The 22,218-nt window shown below is 48.8% G+C and carries 18 protein-coding genes and 1 tRNA gene; 14 read left to right on the top strand and 5 right to left on the bottom strand.

The features are described from left to right. The first annotated feature begins 62 nt into the window (after positions 1-62). From ACM5QY_RS00530 to ACM5QY_RS00505, 6 genes are all read left to right on the top strand, one after another. Positions 63-1,580, top strand: a complete 1,518-nt coding sequence (locus tag ACM5QY_RS00530; protein WP_416118773.1) for an MATE family efflux transporter — start codon at positions 63-65, stop codon at positions 1,578-1,580. A gap of 35 nt (positions 1,581-1,615) precedes the next feature. After that, positions 1,616-2,596, top strand: a complete 981-nt coding sequence (locus ACM5QY_RS00525) for a polysaccharide pyruvyl transferase family protein (protein WP_416118772.1) — start codon at positions 1,616-1,618, stop codon at positions 2,594-2,596. A gap of 120 nt (positions 2,597-2,716) precedes the next feature. Further along, the gene (locus ACM5QY_RS00520; RefSeq protein WP_416118771.1) at positions 2,717-4,138 is read left to right on the top strand and encodes a mannose-1-phosphate guanylyltransferase/mannose-6-phosphate isomerase; all 1,422 of its coding nucleotides are present in this window, start codon (positions 2,717-2,719) and stop codon (positions 4,136-4,138) included. A gap of 14 nt (positions 4,139-4,152) precedes the next feature. Continuing rightward, complete coding sequence (gene cpsG / locus ACM5QY_RS00515; RefSeq protein WP_416118770.1) at positions 4,153-5,532, top strand: phosphomannomutase CpsG; 1,380 nt, start codon at positions 4,153-4,155, stop codon at positions 5,530-5,532. Positions 5,533-5,677: 145 nt separating this feature from the next. Continuing rightward, entirely contained in the window at positions 5,678-6,832 is a 1,155-nt protein-coding gene (locus tag ACM5QY_RS00510; protein ID WP_416122791.1) for a glycosyltransferase family 4 protein, read from the top strand. A 144-nt stretch (positions 6,833-6,976) separates the two neighbouring features. Next, the gene (locus ACM5QY_RS00505; protein ID WP_416118769.1) at positions 6,977-8,062 is read left to right on the top strand and encodes a GDP-mannose 4,6-dehydratase; all 1,086 of its coding nucleotides are present in this window, start codon (positions 6,977-6,979) and stop codon (positions 8,060-8,062) included. 183 nt (positions 8,063-8,245) lie between these two features. Here the strand turns inward: ACM5QY_RS00505 and ACM5QY_RS00500 are convergent, their stop codons facing one another. Beyond that, positions 8,246-8,788 (bottom strand): PadR family transcriptional regulator, encoded by a 543-nt coding sequence (locus ACM5QY_RS00500; protein ID WP_416118768.1) that lies wholly within the window; start codon positions 8,786-8,788, stop codon positions 8,246-8,248. 218 nt (positions 8,789-9,006) lie between these two features. Here ACM5QY_RS00500 and ACM5QY_RS00495 point away from each other — a divergent pair, with 218 nt between their 5' ends. The 3 genes from ACM5QY_RS00495 (at position 9,007) to ACM5QY_RS00485 (ending at position 13,300) form a co-directional block, all read left to right on the top strand. Continuing rightward, entirely contained in the window at positions 9,007-10,248 is a 1,242-nt protein-coding gene (locus tag ACM5QY_RS00495) for an L-lactate MFS transporter (RefSeq protein WP_416118767.1), read from the top strand. 19 nt (positions 10,249-10,267) lie between these two features. Continuing rightward, a complete protein-coding gene (locus tag ACM5QY_RS00490) occupies positions 10,268-12,223 on the top strand; it encodes an NAD(P)/FAD-dependent oxidoreductase (RefSeq protein ID WP_416118766.1) in 1,956 nt (651 codons plus the stop codon). Positions 12,224-12,310: 87 nt separating this feature from the next. Next, positions 12,311-13,300, top strand: coding sequence for an alpha/beta hydrolase fold domain-containing protein (locus ACM5QY_RS00485; protein WP_416118765.1), 990 nt, complete (start codon positions 12,311-12,313; stop codon positions 13,298-13,300). A gap of 193 nt (positions 13,301-13,493) precedes the next feature. Here the strand turns inward: ACM5QY_RS00485 and ACM5QY_RS00480 are convergent. Next, positions 13,494-13,569: transfer RNA gene (locus ACM5QY_RS00480), tRNA-Phe, on the bottom strand. A 682-nt stretch (positions 13,570-14,251) separates the two neighbouring features. Here ACM5QY_RS00480 and speF point away from each other — a divergent pair. Further along, entirely contained in the window at positions 14,252-16,414 is a 2,163-nt protein-coding gene (speF, locus tag ACM5QY_RS00475; RefSeq protein ID WP_416118764.1) for an ornithine decarboxylase SpeF, read from the top strand. 74 nt (positions 16,415-16,488) lie between these two features. On the opposite strand, the gene mltC is transcribed toward speF, so the two are convergent. The 3 genes from mltC to mutY form a co-directional block, all read right to left on the bottom strand. Beyond that, a complete protein-coding gene (gene mltC, locus ACM5QY_RS00470; RefSeq protein WP_416118763.1) occupies positions 16,489-17,568 on the bottom strand; it encodes a membrane-bound lytic murein transglycosylase MltC in 1,080 nt (359 codons plus the stop codon). A gap of 66 nt (positions 17,569-17,634) precedes the next feature. Continuing rightward, positions 17,635-17,907, bottom strand: a complete 273-nt coding sequence (locus ACM5QY_RS00465; RefSeq protein ID WP_104923222.1) for an oxidative damage protection protein — start codon at positions 17,905-17,907, stop codon at positions 17,635-17,637. Continuing rightward, a complete protein-coding gene (gene mutY, locus ACM5QY_RS00460; protein WP_416118762.1) occupies positions 17,904-18,998 on the bottom strand; it encodes an A/G-specific adenine glycosylase in 1,095 nt (364 codons plus the stop codon). The genes ACM5QY_RS00465 and mutY overlap by 4 nt, the downstream gene beginning before the upstream one ends. Positions 18,999-19,217: 219 nt before the next feature. Between mutY and trmB the strand changes: the two genes are divergently transcribed. From trmB to ACM5QY_RS00440, 4 genes are all read left to right on the top strand, one after another. Next, positions 19,218-19,937 (top strand): tRNA (guanosine(46)-N7)-methyltransferase TrmB, encoded by a 720-nt coding sequence (trmB, locus tag ACM5QY_RS00455; protein WP_416118761.1) that lies wholly within the window; start codon positions 19,218-19,220, stop codon positions 19,935-19,937. Next, the gene (locus tag ACM5QY_RS00450; protein WP_416118760.1) at positions 19,937-20,263 is read left to right on the top strand and encodes a YggL family protein; all 327 of its coding nucleotides are present in this window, start codon (positions 19,937-19,939) and stop codon (positions 20,261-20,263) included. The genes trmB and ACM5QY_RS00450 overlap by 1 nt, the downstream gene beginning before the upstream one ends. Before the next feature lie 75 nt (positions 20,264-20,338). Next, positions 20,339-21,265, top strand: a complete 927-nt coding sequence (gene glsB, locus ACM5QY_RS00445) for a glutaminase B (RefSeq protein WP_416118759.1) — start codon at positions 20,339-20,341, stop codon at positions 21,263-21,265. Positions 21,266-21,289: 24 nt separating this feature from the next. Next, positions 21,290-22,024, top strand: coding sequence for a YggN family protein (locus tag ACM5QY_RS00440; RefSeq protein WP_416118758.1), 735 nt, complete (start codon positions 21,290-21,292; stop codon positions 22,022-22,024). Positions 22,025-22,218: the final 194 nt, after the last annotated feature.

Here is a 22,218-nt window from a genome sequence, read left to right as displayed (position 1 = left end):
TTTTTCGTATTTTCACGGTAATTAATATACAACTTAAGAGTTTTAGAATAAGAGAGAATTCCGTGGTTGATAAAAAACTAATGGCAAGAAATACTCTTATGCTTTATGCCAGAATGTTACTCATTATGTTTGTAACATTCTATACATCAAGGATGGTGTTGGAGGCGTTAGGTGTTTATGATTTTGGTTTATATAGTGTTGTTGGTAGTATTATTATCTTGTTTTCATTTATCCAAAACGTATCTGCTTTGGCGACTCAGAGATTCTTATCTGTTGGTTTAGGAAGGAACGACCATGCCTGGACTAATAAGGTTTTTAATACAAGTTTTTTAGTGCATTTAACTATCTGCGCGTTTGTTCTATTTTTTGCAGAAACAGCCGGGTTATGGTTTATTTCACATAAAATGAATATACCAGCAGGCAGAGTGTCTGATGTTTTTTGGGTATATCAAATATCAATAATTTCCCTTCTTTTCCAAATAATGCAAACGCCGTTTATGGCTGCTTTGATAGCTCTGGAAAAAATGGATGCCTTCGCGAAAATAGGTATTTTCGATGCTTTCCAGCGATGGTTTATGGTCTTTATATTTACGCTTTTTAACTTTAATCATAAAATAGTATACTATTCTTTATTTTTATTGATCGGTTATTTTCTTGTATTTATTTTATATTTCGTATTTTGTGTTAATAAATTGGATGTTTGTAAGATAAAACCAAAAATATCTGAAAGCAAAGACCTTTTTAAAGAAATACTATCATTCTCAAGTTGGTCCATGATTGGGTCATTGAGTGTTGTTGGTTTATCACAGGGTATAGCATTGCTAACCTATTTCTTTGTAGGTGTTGTTGCAAATGGCTCTGTCTGGCTAGCTGAACAAATAATGGTTGCCTTTAATAGAATTATAGGGACTCTTCAGACAGCATTTAACCCACAAATTATTAAGCAACAGTCGGTTTTACAAACTCAGGAGGTCTCCTCCTTAATTAAATTATGTTGCAAGCTGACAGCATGTATTGTACTGATCTCTGCAATTCCTGTTTTCGTAGATACTAAAGTAATTGTAAATTTATGGCTTTCTCAGGCGCCTCCATATTTGGAGGGCTTAATAAAAATAGTCGTTGTATACATACTTATAGATGCATTATCTGGACCATATATTACTGCAATATATGCAGTTGGAAGACTGCAAAAATATCAAGTTACCGTTTCTATAATCATGATTTTATCGCTGACTTTATCATTCGTGCTTTATTCGCTCGGGTTCTCTATTTATGTTGCTTACTCGGTTAGGGTAGTTTGTTCTTTTGCATTACTTTTATATAGAGTTTTGTTAGTTAGCCGCATTGCCAATGTGGGATATAAATCGTTTTTATATAATGACTTTCCCAGACTTGCTTGTGTTACAGTAATTTCTATTTTGTTTAGTGAATTTATAAATGGATATTTACCTAATGGTTTGAGTGGGTTGATATTCTTAGTGATTATTAATGCTTTATTTGTCCTTGTTATGCTTTCTATATTTTCTATAAATTCAACTGAAAGACGTTTTATCGTCAATTTGATAAAAAAACGTTTTTAATTTGGTGTTGCGCTTTCTGTTTATAAGGTGACGTTATGAATAATAAGTTTGGGGTTATGACATACGAGAGTGATATTTATATAAAAAGGAATTGGATTAATTTAGGTGACTATGTACAAAGTACTGCTGCAAAACAGTTTTTAAATTCCGTCGACTCATTTATTCCTCGCGACCACATGAATACTTATAGCGGGGATGCAGTAAAAATGATCATGAATGCTTGGTATATGGACATTCCAGATAATTTCCCCCCAGCAAGAAATATTGAGCCGTTATATGTTTCTATTCATATTAACTCTACTATCGTAGATGCTATTTTTTCTAAAGAAACCATACAACATTTCAAACAGCACGAACCAATTGGTTGTCGCGATTTCTATACGAGAGATTTATTAAATTCTAAAGGTATTGAAGCATATTATTCCGGTTGCATGACTCTTACACTTGGTGAAACCTATAAAAGGGACAATGTTACTGATGACGTTTACTTTATTGATGTAATGTATGATTCCATGACTATCCCAGAATTACTACGTAAACCCTTAAGATTGGGGAAGCGTATTTTAAATGGAAGGGCATTTGAATTTAACCATAGGAATCGGGTCCTAAATAAATACTTTGAACCCGACTTAATTAAAAACGCCAAGTTTGAAACTCAAATTATACCTTACGTGACTGCAAAAGAAGGTTTCAAACTTGCTGATGATTTTCTGAGGCGTTTAGCTAATGCCAAATTAGTTGTGACATCACGTATTCATACTGCTCTTCCATGTCTTGCTATGGGGACGCCAGTTATTTTTGTTAATGGCGGTTTTAAAAACAAAGTAGATAACTGTCGTTTTGATGGGCTGTTTGATTTCTTTAAAAGAATAGATGTTGATGCAAAGGGTGAATCTGTCGCTAATTTCAATTTTGCAGGTGATAAAATCGGCCTCAATACGAAGATTAAGAACTTGGACACCCACCTTGAGTATTCTCGTCAGCTTATTGATAAGTGTAATTCATTCGCGAGATAGATTATATAAACGCTCCTTGTATGGTTGTCATATCTTAACTTTATCAAGCTAAGCATTACCTAATGCCAAAGGACGTTAATCTTTCTTAGATTAACGTGGAATTATTACGTCGAGGTAATCATGATCCTTCCAGTAATCATGGCTGGCGGCACCGGTAGCCGTTTGTGGCCAATGTCTCGTGAGCTTTATCCAAAACAATTTCTTCGTCTGCATGGCGATAATTCCATGTTGCAGGAAACGGTCTCCCGTTTAAAAGGGCTGGACGTTTCTGCACCGCTGGTTATTTGTAATGAAGAGCATCGCTTTCTTGTTGCCGAACAATTACGGCAAATAAACCAGCTCTCCGACAATATTATTCTTGAGCCTGTCGGCCGCAATACGGCGCCTGCTATTACGCTGGCTGCGCTCAGTGCCATCGAAAACGGTTCTGATCCGTTACTGTTGGTGCTTGCTGCCGACCATGTTATCGAGTCTCCGGATGCCTTCCATCAGGCCGTGCAGAATGCTATTCCGTTCGCTGAGGAGGGGAAACTGGTCACGTTCGGTATCGTGCCAACAGGCCCTGAAACCGGTTACGGTTATATCCAGCGGGGAACAGAATTCAGCAGTGATGCCGATCCTGTTTTTCGGGTGCAGCGTTTTGTCGAGAAACCGAATCTTGAGACCGCACTGCAATATCTGGAAAGCGGCGAGTATTACTGGAACAGCGGTATGTTTTTGTTCCGCGCCAGACGTTTTCTTGAAGAGATGGCGAAATTCAGGCCGGACATACTCGAAGCCTGTCAGAAAGCGATTGAGACTTCGCATACTGATGAGCAGCAAGATTTTATCCGTGTAGATAAAGCGGCATTTATTTCCTGCCCGGATGAATCGGTTGATTATGCCGTAATGGAAAAAACCACGGATGCGATTGTTGTTCCGTTAGATGCGGGCTGGAATGATGTGGGTTCCTGGTCGGCGCTTTGGGACGTGAATGATAAAAACGCCGAAGGGAATGCCATCAATGGCGATGTATTTACCCATAATGCGAACAATTGTTATATCAACACCGATGAGAAATTGGTGGCCGCCATTGGTGTGGATAATCTGGTCATCGTAAATACGAAAGATGCCGTTTTAGTGATTGATAAAAACCAGGTGCAGGACGTTAAAAAAGTCGTCGAATATTTAAAAAATAATAAACGACGGGAATATCGTTTGCACCGCGAATCCTATCGCCCGTGGGGCCGTAACGATAATGTCGTGACTGCACCTCGTTATCATGTGAACCGCATCACCGTTAAACCGGGCGGACAGTTCTCATTACAAATGCACCATCACCGCGCGGAGCACTGGGTTATTCTGTCGGGCACCGCCAGAGTTATTCTCGAAGATAAAAATTATCTGCTCAGTGAAAATGAATCAACGTTTATCCCTATTGGGGCTCAGCATATGTTAGAGAACCCGGGAAAAATTCCTCTGGAACTTCTGGAAATTCAGTCGGGATCCTATCTGGAAGATGACGATATTATCCGTATAAAAGATCACTATGGTCGCTGCTAATTTGGGGATGAAATATGTCAGGTACATTAACTTGCTTTAAAGCTTACGATATCCGCGGTGAATTAGGCGTCGAATTAAATGAAGATATTGCCTATCGCATAGGGCGTGCTTACGGGGAATATTTAAAACCTAATAAAATGGTATTGGGGGGCGATGTACGTTTAACCAGCGAAGCATTAAAACTTGCGCTGGCGAAAGGTTTGCAGGATGCGGGAACGGACGTTGTTGATATCGGCGTGACCGGCACAGAAGAAATCTATTTTGCGACGTCTTATTTGTGTCTTGATGGCGGCATAGAAGTGACGGCCAGCCACAATCCGATGAACTACAACGGCATGAAACTGGTGCGTGAAGATTCCCGTCCGATCAGCGGCGATACAGGCTTACGTGATATTCAGGCGCTGGCGGAAGCTAATAATTTTCCACCGGTCGATCAGGCTAAGCGCGGCAGTTACGAGAAAGCCTCTGTGCTGGATGAGTATGTTGATAAGCTGCTCAGCTTTATCAATGTAGAGAACTTTACCCGCCCTTTAAAACTGGTGTTTAACTCCGGTAATGGTGCGGCGGGCCATGTTGTCGATGCCATTGAACAGCGGTTTATTGCAGCCGGTGTGCCGGTTGAATTTATCAAAGTTCACCATGAGGCAGACGGCACATTCCCGAACGGTATTCCTAACCCGTTATTGCCGGAGTGCCGTCAGGACACAACGGATGCCATCATTAAGCACAAAGCAGATATGGGGATCGCTTTTGACGGTGATTTTGACAGATGTTTTCTCTTTGATGATGCCGGTAATTTTATCGAAGGGTATTACATCGTCGGTCTGCTTGCCGATGCCTTCCTCGAAAAATATCCCAACTCAAGAATTATCCATGACCCGCGTCTGAGCTGGAATACCATTGATATTGTCACCGGTGCGGGCGGCGTGCCTGTTATGTCGAAAACCGGCCATGCTTTTATTAAAGAACGTATGCGTCAGGAAGATGCGGTCTATGGCGGTGAGATGAGCGCCCATCATTACTTCCGCGATTTCTATTATTGCGACAGTGGGATGATCCCCTGGCTGCTGGTCGCTGAATTATTGCATCTGAAAGGCAAGTCTCTGCGGCAACTGATTAATGACCGGATCACGGCCTATCCTGCGTCCGGCGAAATTAACAGCTATTTGCAGCAGCCTAAAGAATCCATCGCCCGTGTGCTGGCAGTTTATGAAGATGAAGCCATCAATGTGGACCATACGGACGGTATCAGCCTTGAGTTTGACGAATGGCGGTTTAATCTTCGCAGTTCAAATACCGAACCGGTAGTGCGTCTGAACGTGGAATCCAGGGCGAATTCCAAATTAATGCAGGAGCAGACCCGGAGGATCCTTTCTATTCTCCGCAGTATGTAATTTCTCATTAATAAATTTCTGGTGAGTAATAACCACTCACTGTTGAGTCCGTGTTACTCACTTTTATCATTCGGAAGACTTCACGTTCACCCTTAATTGTATTTGTTATCATCATACTAAAATAATAATTCATGAGGTTTTAATGATGTCACATGAAGTGAGTGTTGGGATTGTCGCTGACTGGTTAGTGACTTTTGCCGGGGCAGAAAAGGTTATTGCAGAATTTATCAAACTTTACCCTGAATCAGAACTTTACTCAGTTGTTGATTTTCTTTCTGATGAATCCAGAAAACAATTTTACGGTAAAGATGTCACGACTTCATTTATTCAACGCCTGCCGTTTGCAAAAACAAAGTACCAGCAATATTTACCGCTGATGCCTTTAGCTATCGAGCAGCTAGATGTCACAAAACATAATATTATTCTTTCCAGCAGCCATGCCGTGGCAAAAGGGGTTCTCACGGGGCCCGATCAGCTGCACATTAGTTATGTCCACTCTCCGATACGTTATGCCTGGGATTTTCAACATCAGTACCTCAGAGAGGCCGGATTAAATAAAGGGCTTAAGGGTAAACTTGCCCGCTGTTTTTTGCACAAAATACGAATCTGGGATTACCGTACAGCAAACGGTGTAAATCATTTTATTGCTAATTCACATTTCATCGCGAGAAGAATTAAAAAAGTCTACGGGCGTGATGCCGATGTTATTTACCCGCCGGTGAGCGTGGATCGCTTTACGTTGCAGGAAAATAAAGAGGACTTTTACTTTACTGCATCCCGCATGGTGCCCTACAAACGCATCGACATCATTGTGGAAGCTTTCAGCCTGATGCCGGACAAAAAACTGGTGGTCATTGGCGACGGTTCTGAGATGGCCAAAATAAAGGCGAAGGCGGGCAAGAATGTTAAGATTCTGGGTTATCAGCCTGACGATGTCATGGAGGACCACATGCGTCGCGCGAAGGCATTTGTCTTTGCTGCTGAAGAGGATTTTGGTATTACGCCGGTTGAAGCACAGGCCTGCGGGACGCCGGTCATTGCCTTTGGTAAAGGCGGTGTGCTGGAGTCGATTCGCCCCTATGGTGAAACCAATCCGACCGGTATTTTCTTTGCAGAGCAAACGGCAGAGTCCCTGATACGGGCTGTTTTGTTATTTGAGACCATACAAGATTCGTTCCTGCCGGTGAATTGCCGCAACAATGCATTACGGTTTTCTGAAGAACGTTTTCACAAAGAATTAGATGAGTACATCAAAACAAAATGGCAGGAGTTTAATGAAAGTAAGAAGGTTATTTATTAATTTTTACGAATTGACCCATGCTGTTTATTACCGGATTCTGCATCTTATCTCTGGTTCGCTATTCCTATTTCGGTGAATAACCTTACGATTATAATCGGGCATCAGCCATGATGCGTTTATTAAATTGTAATCAAAGGATCTTATATGTCTAAAGTCGCACTGATTACCCCTATAACCGGGCAGGATGGCTCTTATCTTGCCGAGCTTTTATTAAAGAAAGGTTATACTGTTCACGGTATCGGCGGAAATGTTATTCCGTTAAATACCGGGATTCCGGGCAGTAGTTTTCAAGATAAATCCTCTGATCTTCATATTTATGCCTATGCTGATATCAGTACGGGAACGGCCCGCGATTTGCTCGCTATTATCCGGCCAGACGAGATTTATAATCTGGGTGGTACGGGGCAGTCGTCTGAATTCTCTGATCCTACAGATGATCTGTTTTCCACGGGAGAATTCAGCGCTTTAAAAGTACTCGGGGCTATCCGTACTCTCGGGCTGGAAACGAAGACGCGTTATTATCATGCCTCACCTTCTGCGTTATGCGGGCTGGTGAATGGCATTGCGATTAATGAAATGGTGAGCCTGAATATTTATCCTTCCTGGTATGCCACTGGTATCTCTGATTTCTGGACGATTGTGAATTACCGCGAGACGTTCGGAGTCTATGCGTGCAGCGGGATTCTTTTTAATCATGAATCACCGCATCGCAGTGAAAATTTTGTCACGCGTAAAATTACCCGCTGTCTGGCCAATATTACGCAGGGGCTGGAGAAGTGCCTGCATCTGGGGAATCTGAATGCGCTGCGAGACTGGGGCCATGCCAGGGATTACGTCAAAATGCAGTGGCTGATGTTGCAGCAGGATACCCCTGAGGATTTTGTGGTTGCCACCGGCGTGCAATATACCGTTCGCCAGTTTGTGACGTTCGCTGCGCTGGAGCTGGGGATTAAGCTGCGCTTTACTGGCAAAGGTGTGGAAGAGAAGGGGATTATTACCGCGATTATCAGCCCGGTGGCGGCCGCCCTGAAAGTGGGGGATGTGATTGTCGCGGTCGATCCACGTTATATCCGGCCTGCCGAAGCGTGCGAGGTCAGCGCTAATCCTACCAAGGCGCGTCGCAAACTCGGCTGGGCACCGGAAACCTCTTTGCAGGATATGGTCATTGAGATGGTTCAGGCGGATCTTGCTTGCGCGAAGAAGGCTGCGCGGCTGAAATTGTACGGATAACGTTTCTCGGATACGCTGAATGCAGTAATCGTAAGGCCGGTGAATGAGATAAACATTCACCGGCCTTTTTTTATTGGCTTCTCAAAGTAAAAAAGAACCGTCACAGGAGATAAAAAATCAGTTTTGTATTTTCACCAATCGGGCGGGTTGGGAGGTATTTCATCCCTTGCCAGCCCCGATGCCTTACGTGTTCTGACTGCAATAGCCAATACATTTATCAACCCAGCATAGCAAACTCTCCTGACGGTAAATCGCCCCTTCCAGCACGATATAATCGCCAAATCGATCACTATCCAGCGGCGGGACTTGCGGATATTGCTCCATGGTTTTTTGCAGAGTCGTTAACCGCTCAAGATGCTGTCGGCGCTGGTTTTCCAGTAAGTGGATCCGCGTCGATAAATCCAGATAATTGGAGAAATACATCCGCACCCGAAAGACGTCTTTTGCTGTTTGTTCTATCGGTTCATCTTTGCAAAGCCACTTAAGCAACTCATTTCGCCCGATTTCGGTGAGGCTGTATTTTTTCTTTTCAAGGATCTCGCCACTAATTTCAATGTCATAGGTCACCAACCCGTCGTTAAACATGTTTTTCAGCTCACCGTAAATCTGGCTGTGCTTTGCATGCCAGAACTTCGCCAGTTCATGGTTAAACGCCTTGCTGATGTCATAACCCGTCATTGCAGTACGGTTGAGCAAACCAAGAATGGCATAGGTTAATGTTTTCATTGTACTTCGCCTGTTGATGTATCCCCGCGCAGTATATCACGCCCCCTCATCCCCTTATTGCCCTCCGGAACGTTGACAATCATTCCACATAAAACATGTAAACATTGACATGTTTGTTTGTGTGGTTTAGCGTCTTTGGAGAATATCTGACCAATGCGATTGTTAATAATATATTGATTTTGTTAAAAATAATTAAAATTCCGGGCTGAGGGGTAAAAATGGACTATTCAAGGAGACGGTGGCAAATCCTTATTGCGAGTTGTTTTATTAATCTCTGTGTCGGGTCGATGTATGCCTGGAGCGTTTTCGCCTCACCTATGGCGGATTACCTGTCGCAGCTTCATGGAACGACTGTCACGTCAGCCGATCTGGCCATTGTGTTTGTTATTTGTAACTCCGTCGGCCCTATCACTATGATCACCGGCGGGAAAATCAACGATACGCTGGGCCCGAGACTGGTCATTTTTGTCGGAGGATTGATGTTCGGTGGCGGGATGATACTCTGCGGTTTTGCGACACAAATTAGCCAATTAATCTGGGCTTACGGCATTTTTACCGGCCTGGGGCTGGGGATGGTTTATGGCGCAACCATCAGCACCTGTATCAAATTCTTCCCGGATAAGCGCGGTTTTGTCGGCGGTATCACCACGGCGCTGTTCGGTGTCAGCTCAGTCATTATTCCTCCCGTGGCGGCGCTCATTACCGCGCATGCGGGTATTTTGTCTGCCTTCAAAATCATCGGGCTGATTTTTGCCGTTATCGTCTGCGCGAGCGCTTTTATTATCGATAAGTGCCCCGATGGCTTTGCGCCTCAGGGGTGGCACCCCGCACAACCCCACCGGGCTGGCTCACCATCAGTGAATAAAAACTGGCGGCAGATGATGACGAGTCCCCACTTCTACATCATGTTGGTCATGCTGACCTGCGGTGCAGTCTCAGGGTTAATGTGCATCTCGCTGGCCGCGCCGCTGGCGAAAAACATGATTGGTATGTCGGCGGCGGCGGCGGCACTGGCGGTATCGGTTCTCGCGTTGTTCAACGTACTGGGGCGGATAATCGCGGGCATTATTTCGGACAAGATCGGCAGGATAAACACGCTGATGCTGGCCTGCATTCTCCCGATCCCGGGCCTCGGTATTCTCTACCTCGCAGGCATCGGCGATGTTGCCTTGTTTTATACCGGTATTTCCATTATTGGCCTCTGCTTTGGCGCTTTTATGGGCATCTTTCCCGGCTTTACGGCCGACCAGTTCGGCACTCAGCACAACAGTGTCAACTTCGGCATCATGTTTTGTGGCTTTGCCATCGCCGGCTATGTCGGGCCAACCCTCATGAGTTCAGCTTTCGCCAGCGCACAGAGTTATAAAAGCGCGTTTCCGGTCGGTATCGGTTTCAGTATCGCCGCGCTGGTGCTCACTCAGGTTTTCCGTCTGATGAGTAGAAATTCTCAATTTAAATAAATCTACCGGAGCAGAACGCATGTCTTTTACCAGAAAATATCCCCACCTTTGTCAGCCAATCAAAATTCGTAACGTCTATTTCAGAAATAGAATGTTCGGCGCCCCGATGGGAGGCACGGATATTACCGCTGACTGTACCATTGGCCCGGCATCCACCGCTTTTTATGAAAACCGTGCAAAAGGCGGCGTGGCGAATGTCACTGTCAGCGAACTGGTCGTGCATCCGCAGACGGAAGGGTCCCATATGTATCATCTCGACCTCCAGACGCCGGGTTCGCTTGCCAGCTTCACTTACACCGCAGATGCCATTCGCCGGCACGGTGCGATTGCCAGTGTCGAGTTATCCCATTCGGGGCAGTACGCCGGTACCTATCTGACGGATAAAAACAAGAAAGCAGACATGTTTCAGTGGGGGCCGAGTGAAGGGACTCGCCCGGATGGACGACAAGTCCATGAACTGACCCCCGGGCTTATCAAAGAGATCGTTGACGCCTACGGCGAAAAAGCCCTGCTGGCCAAAAGAGCCGGATTCGAAATGGTCATGGTTCACGGTGGTCACGGCTGGCTTATCAATCAGTTTCTTTCGCCGTGGTTTAACAAGCGTACCGACTGCTACGGCGGTTCGCGCGAAAACAGGGTGCGTTTCGCCATTGAAGTACTCGATAGCATACGCAAGGCGGTGGGGGAAAATTTCCCCATCGAATTTCGGCTGAGCGGCTCGGAGCTGTTTGACGGGGGGTATGATTTGCAGGAGGGCATTGAGATTGCCCGGCTGCTGGAAAGTCGCATCGACATCCTTCACGTCTCCGCGGGAACCTATCAGCGGGGGTTTGGCCTGACCCATCCTTCAATGTTTTTACCGCATGGCAGCAATGTCTATCTGGCTGCCGAAATTAAAAAACATGTCAGCGTGCCGGTTGCCACTGTCGGGGGATTGAACGATCCGCAGATGATGGAAGACATCATCGCCTCAGGCAAAGCCGACATTGTGGAAATGGCCCGCGCCTTACTGGCTGACCCGGAACTGCCTGACAAAGTGATGACCAACCACGACGATACCATCATTCATTGTTTGCGCTGTTTTACCTGTATGGCTGAGCGGGCAGAAACGTCAACGCGGCGCTGTACCGTCAATCCGATTATTGGCCGGGAGCTGGATGGTCTGGAAATTTTGCCCGCGCAGCAGAAAAAAAGAGTGCTGGTCGTCGGCGCTGGCCCTGGCGGTTTGCAGGCGGCCTGGACGGCGGCAAGGCGCGGGCACGACGTTATCTTGTGTGAAAAGAATGATGAAGTCGGTGGCATTCTGATTGGTGAACAGGCGATTCCATTCAAATACGAAATGTATCAACTGGGGGTGACGCTGGGAAAATTGTGTGTCCGGGCCGGGGTAGACATTCGTCTGAACACCTCCGTTACCCCTGCGTATGCAGATGAGATTCAGGCTGACGCACTGATTATCGCCGCTGGATCAGAGCCGAATGTCCCGCCCATTAAAGGGATCCGCAAGGATAACGTCATACTGATTAACGATTATCATCTGCAACAGGATCGCGTGCCGGATGATGTGATTGTTCTGGGGGGCGGCCTGGCAGGCTGCGAAATCGCGATTCATCTCGCAAACCTGAATAAACGCGTTAAGTTGGTCGAGATGAATGACCAGTTGGCTCCGGACGCCAATATTCGCCACCGGCCTCTGCTGCTGGCGGAGATCGCGAAGTCAGGTATTGAGGTTTACTGCCACTATCGGGCGCTTGAAATCACTGATGATGGGGTGGTGTGCAGCGATAATTCTGCAAATAGAGTGAAGCTAAGCGGCAAAGGGGTGATTTGTGCATTGGGACAGCGCGCGCGTTACGCGGTCATCGATGAGTTGCGTGACTGTGCGCCGCGTGTGGCGCAGGTTGGCGACTGTGTGAAGGTCTCGAGTATCACTACCGCAATCTATCAGGGCCATCATGCGGCAATCGGTATCTGAGAATCATTCTGTATTTCATCGTTATTTTAGTTTAGGGAGTCATCAAACATGCTGTTACGCAAATTATTATTAACAGGAGGGCTGTGTATGACGTTGGTATCTCACACCGTTTTATCAGCCACGACCTTGCCGGGCTACACGCAGGGCGCCGAAGTGATTAACGTCGATAAAACCCGTGGGCAGATTGATGCCATCAACGGAATAGTCTATAGCCAGATTATTCAGACGCGGACTGTGCGGGCATTACATATGTCGCTGCTGTTACCCCGTAATCACTCGCTGAAACCCGCTATTGTTTATTTCCCTGGCGGCGGCTTTACGTCAGCAGATTACGACAAATTTATTGAAATGCGGATGGCGCTGGCCGAAGCCGGATACGTTGTTGCGACCGCGGAATACCGCGTGATCCCTGACACTTTCCCCGCGCCGGTCATTGATGGTAAATCTGCGATTCGCTATCTGCGTCAGCACGCCAGCGAATACGGTATAGACCCATCCCGTATCGGTGTACTTGGCGATTCCGCCGGTGGCTGGATGGCTCAGATGCTCGGCACGACAGGGAGCGAAAAAGCCTTTGATAAAGGTGATTTTCTCAATCAGTCTTCGTCTGTTCAGGCTGTAGTCTCGCTGTATGGCATTTCAAATCTGCTGAATATCGGCGAAGGTTTTCCTGCCGCAACAGACAAGGTTCATCAGTCACCCGCTGCGACGGAAGCCTTGCTGGTAAACGGTGCTGCATTCCGTGATTTTGCGGGGGCATCGATTACCCATGATCCCAAAAAGGCACTCTACGCCAGCCCTGTAGGGCATCTGGACGGTAAGAAACCCCCGTTTCTGCTCATGCATGGCAGTGCAGACACGCTGGTCTCACCGCTGCAAAGTGCGCAGCTTTATCAGGCTCTGAATAAAGCGGGTGATCCGGTGGAGTATGTTCTGATTGAAGGTGCTGAACACGGTGATATTCACTGGTATCAGAAACCGGTAATCGACAGGGTGGTTAACTGGTTCACGGCAAAATTGGGTCAGCCGGTGGCACAGGAAAATAGCCGCGCTGGCTCTGCATCTGCAAATTTGTAATTGCTTATTTCCCGGATGATGAAAATTGTGCATTCAGCTCACCTGGCTGGTTTTTTCTTGCGGGGCCACAGGTGAGTTGAATACACCCAGGGTATTTATGGCGGGTCAAAAGTTGTGAGAGGGGTCATCATTCCCCGGCTTTTATAAACGCCAGAAAGCAAAAAACCAGCCATCAGGCTGGTTTCTTTAAATTTGGTGCCCGGACTCGGAATCGAACCAAGGACACAGGGATTTTCAATCCCTTGCTCTACCGACTGAGCTATCCGGGCAACGGGGCGCATTAAACCGTATTGGGCATGTGTCGTCAACGGCTTTTTGTCACATCGGTGGGGTTCGTCACCCGACTGATGCTTTTTACGGCATTTTGTCGATTTAACTTACAACACCGGGAAAGTGCCCGTCAAAACAGCCCGTGATGAGGGGGTTTTCGCGTTTTGGGATGTCGTATTCTGTAAGAATTTCCCGCAATTTTCAGGGTTGAACAGGGGGATAAAAGATGCCATTATTGCGCCGATTTATTAAACAACTCTGATCCCGTTTTCACGCGACAGCTCAAGAGGGTTGCGGCATGGCTGGTTTATCACATCGCGCTTTTCGTAGGTGCATAAAAAATCTGATGATGATCTCCGGGTGCTGTAAACACCACGATTTCAGTTTTCCTCTATTTGCAGATCCTTTCATGCGGTAAGGCTACCGTTTGCCTGCTGTTAGATATGAGTAAAAACAGAGCGTACCTCTGATTTTACTGTTGTCTATCAGACGTGGCTGGGCCTGAACGTCGATCGGTTAGCACTTTGCCCCTCGGGCATCGTTTCATCGCACTCGACACCGCGCTCAAGCCAACGTCATTTGCCGGGCTGGACTCTGCGCACTAACCCTTTTAAGACGTCAGAACCAGCTCATTGCCGTGCCCTGTGGCACACCCTCTTACTTAACCGTTTGAGAGTCTGAATGAAACACTTAAAACTTGCAGCAAGCGCTTCTGTCGCACCTTATCTCCAGACGTCCCGCCTGGTCGTTGATCTGCGTCGTGCCGATTATGCCGACGTCGCGGCCATCATTATTTCTGTCGGGGATTTGAACCACGGCAGGCTGGCGGAGATAGAAACGCTGGGGTTCGGGATCCCCGCGTTTGTTGCAGTGCAGGGAACGGAGCATATTTCGCCGGAATTTTTACCGTCGCTGAAAGGCGTGATTACCTTGTCCGATGCTAATCAGGCGTTCTATGCGGCGCAGATTGAATCGGCTGCGGAGACCTATGAAGAAGCCTTGTTCCCGCCATTTTTCGACACGCTGAAAAAGTATGTCGAGATGGAGAACGCGACGTTTGCCTGCCCGGGGCATCAGGGCGGTGAGTTTTTCCGTCGCCATCCGGCAGGGCGTCAGTTCTATGATTTTTACGGCCCGAACATTTTCCGTTCCGACATGTGTAATGCCGACGTCAAGCTGGGCGATTTGCTGATCCACGAAGGTTCGGCGAAAGACGCGCAAAAGTATGCGGCGAAAGTCTTCAGCGCAGATAAAACCTATTTTGTGCTCAACGGCACTTCTGCGGCGAACAAAGTCGTGACCAACGCGCTGCTGACGCGCGACGATCTGGTGCTGTTCGACCGCAACAACCATAAGTCCAATCACCACGGCGCACTGCTTCAGGCAGGCGCGACGCCGGTGTATCTCGAAACTGCGCGCAACCCGTTTGGTTTTATCGGTGGAATCGACGCGGCCTGTTTCGATGAAGCCTATCTGCGCAAACAAATCAAAGAAGTGGCTCCGCAAAGGGCTGTGGAAAAACGTCCGTTCCGTCTGGCAATCATCCAGCTCGGCACGTATGACGGCACCGTGTATAACGCGCGTCAGGTGGTCGATAAAATCGGACATCTGTGTGACTACATTCTGTTTGATTCTGCATGGGTCGGTTACGAGCAATTTATCCCGATGATGAAAGAGTGCTCGCCGCTGTTGCTGGAACTCAACGAAAATGATCCGGGCATTATCGTCACGCAGTCCGTGCATAAGCAGCAGGCCGGGTTCTCGCAGACGTCGCAGATCCACAAAAAAGACAATCACATCAAAGGCCAGAAGCGTCATTGCAGCCATAAGAAGCTGAATAACGCGTTCATGATGCACGCCTCGACCAGCCCGTTTTACCCGCTCTTTGCCGCGCTTGACGTCAACGCGCGTATTCACGCGGGGGGCAGCGGCAAGCATATGTGGATGGAGTGCGTGAAGCTGGGCATCGAAACCCGCAAAATGTTGCTCGATCAGTGCTCGATGATTCTGCCGTTTGTTCCGCCGACGGTGGGCGGGAAGCTCTGGCAGGATCATGAAACCGCTGAGATGGCCAACGATGTGCGTTTCTTCGATTTTGTGCCGGGCGAGCGCTGGCACGCGTTCTCGGGTTATGCGGAAAAACAGTATTTCGTTGACCCGTGCAAGCTGCTGCTGACCACGCCGGGCATTGATGCGTCCAGCGGGAAATATACCGGGTTCGGTATTCCCGCAACCATTCTGGCGAACTACCTGCGCGAAAACGGCATCGTGCCGGAGAAATGCGATCTTAACTCGATCCTGTTCCTGCTGACGCCAGCCGAAACGCCGGCCAAAATGCAGCTGCTGGTGGAAGAACTGGTTCGCTTCGAGCAGTACATCGAAGAAGACGCGCCGCTGAGCGAAGTGTTGCCGACCGTTTACCGTAAAAACGAAGACAGATACCGCAACTACACCATCCGTCAGCTGTGTCAGGAAATGCATAACCTGTACGTCAGTTTTGATGTGAAAGAACTGCAAAAAGAGATGTTCCGCGAGAAGGGTTTCCCGAAAGTGATGATGAATGCGCAGGACGCTCATAACGAGTTTATCCGCGACAACATCGAGCTGGTGCCCATCGGTGAAGCCGAAGGGCGTATCGCGGCAGAAGGCGCGTTGCCGTACCCGCCTGGCGTTCTTTGCGTCGTGCCGGGCGAGTTGTGGGGCGGCGCTGTGCAGCGTTACTTCATGGCGCTGGAAGAGGGGATTAACCTGTTGCCGGGCTTCTCGCCTGAACTGCAGGGTGTTTACATTGAGAAAAAACCTGTCGGCTGGAAGCGCATTATGGGCTACGTCGTCGCGGAGTAATCTGCACGCTTTTACGCACACGCAGATATGAAAACGGAGGCCAGCTGGCCTCCGTTTTTTTTACCGCAATAACATTAATCTACACGGCGATAACCGCGCTGCGTGTTGTTCACTTTGTACAGATAGCGGCGTGATTCGGCTGACGGATGTCTGGTGGTCAGCGTGGTGTAGACATCGCCTGGTGCCATGTTGTTGATGATGTTGAACGCCTGCGTTTTGTTCTGAGAGAACACGCGCAGCACGCTGCCTGCACCGCCATTGTACGCCGTGATCACCGCGTAACGGCGTGACGTCGGGTTGCTGATGTTTCCCAGATACGTCGTTTGCAGCATCGCCAGATAGGCGGTGCCGGTATTGATATTGTTTTTCGGATCAAACAGATAGCTGCGGCTCGGTTTGCCCCATTTGCCTTCGGATTTAAATACGTCAACCCCGGCGGAATGCTGCACAACCTGCATCAGGCCGAGTGCGTCGGCGTTACTGACCGCATACGGGTTAAAGGCGGATTCGGTTTGCATGATCGCCAGGATCAGCGACTGATCGACGCCGTATCTGGCGGACGCTTCGCGGATCATCGGCAGATATTTATGCGCACGCTGATTCAGGTGGTTCGGCACCATCTGGATCGTGACGGAATAAATGATGTGCATGCCGGACTGACGGCGCATCAGTTTGTTTTGTATCAGATAATCGGCAAAGCTTGCGGCGCGGCCTTCCCAGCGGATCGGCTGGCCGGTGTTGTCGAGAACCTGTCCGTAAAGCATCGGCTCACGGCTGATCTGAATATCGTTGGCGTCAGAATAGAGGTCAACATTGCCCGGATCATCGCCGACCAGCAACGTGCTGATAATCGCCTGACGCAGGCTGGCGGCCGGATCGGTGCCGGAAATGGTTTCAAGGGTGATGGTACCCGCATCAAAGTTGATGTGGCTGCGGGTGTAATACTGATCGCTATACTTTACGTAGTCCTTCGGACCCGCGATCAGCACTTCATTCATGCCCCAGATATTTTCGATGTTATGGGCAAACTGCCCCATCAAAATATCGAATGCGTTGGTGTCTTTAACGAAAGCTTCGTTGAACTGGTCTTTCTTACTGCCGGAGCAGGAAATCAGCATCGGTGCGATAACCAGCAAAGCTAAAATTTTCTTCATCTTAAAACCATTTCTGGTGAAAAAAGCAGGCCGCGCACGAACCTGCCTGAATGTCTGTGCTGAGCGTTATTTTGAAGGCGGAGTATAGCCTTCAATATGAACATCCTGACCTTCAAACAGGAAGTTAACCATTTCCTGTTCCAGCAGTTTGCGGTCTTCCGGATTCATCATGCTGAGTTTCTTTTCGTTGATCAGCATGGTTTGTTTGGTCATCCACTGCGACCAGGCCTCTTTCGAAATTTCGTTGAAAATACGTTTGCCGATCTCGCCCGGATACAGCTGGAAGTCCTGTCCTTCGGCATCGCGTTTCAGGAAAGTACAAAAAATCGTTCTGCTCATGCTAATTCCTTATGATCGTTCTGTTGGGACGGTTTTTTGCCATCGGTCTGTTTTGCCAAAGCCGTCAGCAAGCGCTCGACCGGCGCGGCCAGCCCGACCTGTTGTGGTTGCGCTAAGTTATACCAGAGACCCGCACCTTCATCCATGCAACCCGCTGTCGTTCGCAGATTTAACCACATCGGGACGATATCCAGATGGAAATGGCTGAAAGTGTGGCGAAAAGCGGTCTGCTGCTGCAACTGATTTTGCGTAACACCGTATTTTTGAAGCCCCACTGCAAGCTCGTCTTCGGTCGCAAATTGCGGAAAACAGAATAAACCGCCCCACAGGCCTACCGGCGGACGCTGCTCCAGCCAGACTTTATCGTCATGCTGAATCATCAGCATAAAGGCAGTTTTTTCCGGCAGCGTTGTCTTGGGTTTTTTACCCGGATATTTTGCCCAGCTGTGATGCGCGTAGGCTTCGCAGCCGGATTTCACCGGGCACAGTTCGCATTTGGGTTTGCTGCGGGTGCAGACCATTGCGCCTAAATCCATCATCGCCTGATTAAACTGTGCGACGCCTTCGGCGGGCGTGACGTCTTCGCTTATCTTCCACAAACGGTTTTCGGTTTTCTTCTCGCCCGGCCAGCCGTCAACGGCATAACACCGGGCCAGCACGCGCTTCACGTTACCGTCTAAAATGGGATAGTGCTGGTTTAACGCCAGCGACAGCACCGCGCCTGCGGTAGAACGACCAATGCCCGGCAGCGCGAGAATTTCATCAAAGGTGGTCGGAAACGCGCCATTGTGCTGAGTGGCAATAGTCTGCGCCGCTTTATGCAAGTTACGCGCGCGGGCGTAATAGCCCAGACCGGTCCACAAATGCAGCACTTCATCAAGCGGCGCGGCGGCGAGATCGGACACCGTCGGGAAGCGTTCCATAAACCGTTCGAAATAAGGAATAACGGTCGCGACCTGCGTTTGCTGCAACATCACTTCTGAAAGCCAGACTTTATAAGGTGTTTTGGCGATTTGCCACGGCAGCGTTTTACGGCCATAGCGCTGATACCAGTCGAGCACCAGCGGCGAAAAAGTGGGGGCTTCCATCATGGGTGAATTACAGTCCGGCAGGGTTAAAAGACGGGGCTGATCACATCACAGTTCCCGTCGGGCTGTAAACCGGAACTTTCCGCACTGTATTGACGGATTTCCTGCCCGCAAACCTTGCTAATCGGGAGTAAGTTTGGATAATGCGCCATTCTTAACAGTTAATGACCAAATTACAGCAGTGACCGAATACCGCGTCTTGCGTAACGGAGTGGAAACACCATGAAAAACGACGTCATTTCTCCGGAGTTCGATGAGAACGGTCGCGCGATGCGCCGTATCCGCAGCTTTGTCCGCCGTCAGGGCCGTCTGACCAAAGGTCAGCAATTTGCGCTGGATAACTTCTGGCCGTTGATGGGCGTGGAGTTTCAGCCGGAAGCTCTGGCAATTGATACCTTATTCGGTCGCTCCGCCCCTGTCGTGCTGGAAATCGGTTTCGGGATGGGGACTTCGCTGGTCACCATGGCGCAGCAGAATCCGGATCAGAACTTTATCGGCATTGAAGTACACTCACCGGGCGTCGGTGCCTGTCTGGCGACCGCGCACGAAGAGGGCGTCAGCAACCTGCGCGTGATGTGTCACGATGCAGTAGAAGTGCTGGAAAAAATGATTCCGGATGGCTCGCTCGACATGGTGCAGCTATTCTTTCCTGACCCGTGGCACAAAGCGCGTCATAATAAGCGCCGAATCGTGCAGCCGGAGTTCGTTGAGAAGCTGCGTATGAAACTGAAAGTGGGCGGTGTATTCCACATGGCAACCGACTGGGAGCCGTATGCGGAGCACATGCTTGAGGTGATGACCCGTCTTGAAAACTGGGCAAACCTGTCGCAGGAAAACAATTATGTACCGCGCCCGGAATCGCGCCCGGTCACCAAGTTCGAAATGCGTGGCCAGCGTTTAGGCCACGGCGTATGGGATCTGATGTTTGAGAGGAAGCAATAATGGCTACAAATCGCAGTCGTCGTTTACGTAAGAAGTTACACATTGCCGAGTTCCAGGAACTGGGCTTCTCTGTAAAATGGCGTTTCCCGGAAGGTACCGCGGTAGAAACCATTGACGCATCACTGGATAAATTCATTGACGGTGTGATCGAGCCAAACAAGCTGGCCTTCGACGGCAGTGGCTATCTGCAATGGGAAGGTCTGGTTTGCCGTCAGGATATCGGTCATTGCACCGATGACCATCGCGCGCAGGTCAAAAAATGGTTGGAAGACCAGAAAATGGAAGACGTTGAAGTCAGCGATTTATTTGATATCTGGTGGGACTGAATTCCACAGATTCATAATTATCGTTGAAATTAAAGGTGCCTTCCCGGCACCTTTGTTACATCTGGAGGAAGGACATTGGGTACCGAGCTCGATAACAGTTTGCTGGAAGATATTCTTGCGCAGGTCAGGCCGCTGATTGGCCGTGGCAAAGTTGCCGACTATATTCCCGCGCTGGCAGAAGTCAGCCCTGATCATCTGGGGATTGCCGTGTGTACCACGAAAGGGGAGATCTTTCGTGCCGGTGATGCCAATACCCGGTTCTCAATCCAGTCGATTTCTAAAGTGCTCAGCCTGACGCTGGCGCTGACCCGCTATCAGGAAAGCGAAATCTGGCAACGCGTAGGTAAAGAACCTTCCGGTCAGCCGTTTAACTCGCTGGTTCAGCTTGAGCTGGAGCAGGGGAAGCCGCGCAATCCGTTTATCAACCCCGGTGCGCTGGTGGTTTGCGACATGCTGCAAACCCGCCTGTCCGCGCCGAAGCAAAGAATGCTCGAAGTGGTACGTCAGCTGGCTGGTTCGGCCGATCTCAACTACGATCGGCACGTCGCGCGCTCTGAGTTCGATCATTCCGATCGCAACGCCGCTATCGCTTACCTGATGAAATCTTTCGGTAACTTCGATAATGACGTCATCACCGTGCTGCAAACCTATTTCCACTATTGTGCGTTGCGCATGAGTTGTGAGGAACTGGCGCGAACGTTCGTTTATCTTGCGAACAAGGGACATCCGCTGGGCAATGAGCAGCCGCTGATTGATGCCCGCCAGGCGCGCCAGATTAACGCAATGATGGTGACCAGCGGCATGTACGACGGTGCCGGCGAATTTGCTTACCGCGTCGGAATGCCAGGCAAGTCCGGTGTCGGTGGCGGCATTATTGCTATCGTGCCGGGAGAGATGTGTATCGCAGTCTGGTCGCCGGAACTGGATGCGGCGGGGAACTCTTTGGCAGGTATTGCTGCCTTAGAATTACTGGCGCAACGTATTGGCCGTTCAATTTTTTGAGTTTGCTGTCTTAAGGGAGAGTACATGTTAGTAAAAACTGGAGTTGTTAAAGCATCGGTAGCGGCCTTGCTGGCGCTGACGGCGTGGAGTGCGCAGGCGGATTATCAGTGCGCCGTGCAGCCGAAAGAGGATGTGATCATCAAACCGCAGACCGTGCAGGTTGTGGGCAGCAGCAGTGATTTACTGATCACGCCAAACGGCAATGTGACTCTCAATGGAAAAGACCTCACCCTGAGCGCAAAACAGCGTCAGGAAGCGATCGATTATCAGGCCTCGCTGCGCCGAGATTTGCCGTGGATTGATCAGGGTGCCACCGCACATCTGGAAAAAGGCCGCGTCGCCGTGGACCGTGTGATCGTGAACAAACTCGGCACCGACAGTAATGTGCGTAACCGTCTGGTAAATCTCGACAAACAGCTTAAAGAGCAGATGAATCTCATCATCGAGCATCGCCCCGATGGCCTGACGTTCCACCATAAAGCCGTGGATCAGGTGAAACAGAACGGTCAGAAGCTGATGGAACAAACCATGGGCGGCGTGATGCAAGACAGCATCAATGAGATGGGCCTGAAACAAGCGGCGAGCGGCGGTAACCCGCTGCAGGCGATGATGGGTAATCTTGGTGGCTTGCAACAGGCGGTGCAGGAAGAATGGAACAAACAGGAAAAAGAATTCAAAGCCTTTGGCGATGATGTTTGTAAACGCGTCACCGCGCTGGATACTCAGCACAAAACCTTGCTGACGGATTTGAAGCAGTAATTTCCTTCCTCAAAATTCATAAACAAAAAAACCGCAATTAAGCGGTTTTTTTGTTGGGAAAAGCAGTTAGCGCTACATCTCCCAGGATTCTACTTTCGTGAATATCGCGAAAGCCAGCACTCCAACAGCGGCGATATTATACCCAATTTAGCCTCGCTGCAATCCGAAACATAGGTTGATTCTTCGGCACTAGT

The organism is Rahnella sp. PCH160, from assembly GCF_047784855.1.
GTDB lineage: Bacteria > Pseudomonadota > Gammaproteobacteria > Enterobacterales > Enterobacteriaceae > Rahnella.
Note: the sequence above shows the minus strand (reverse complement) of the source record. Positions and strands in the feature narration are given on the sequence as shown.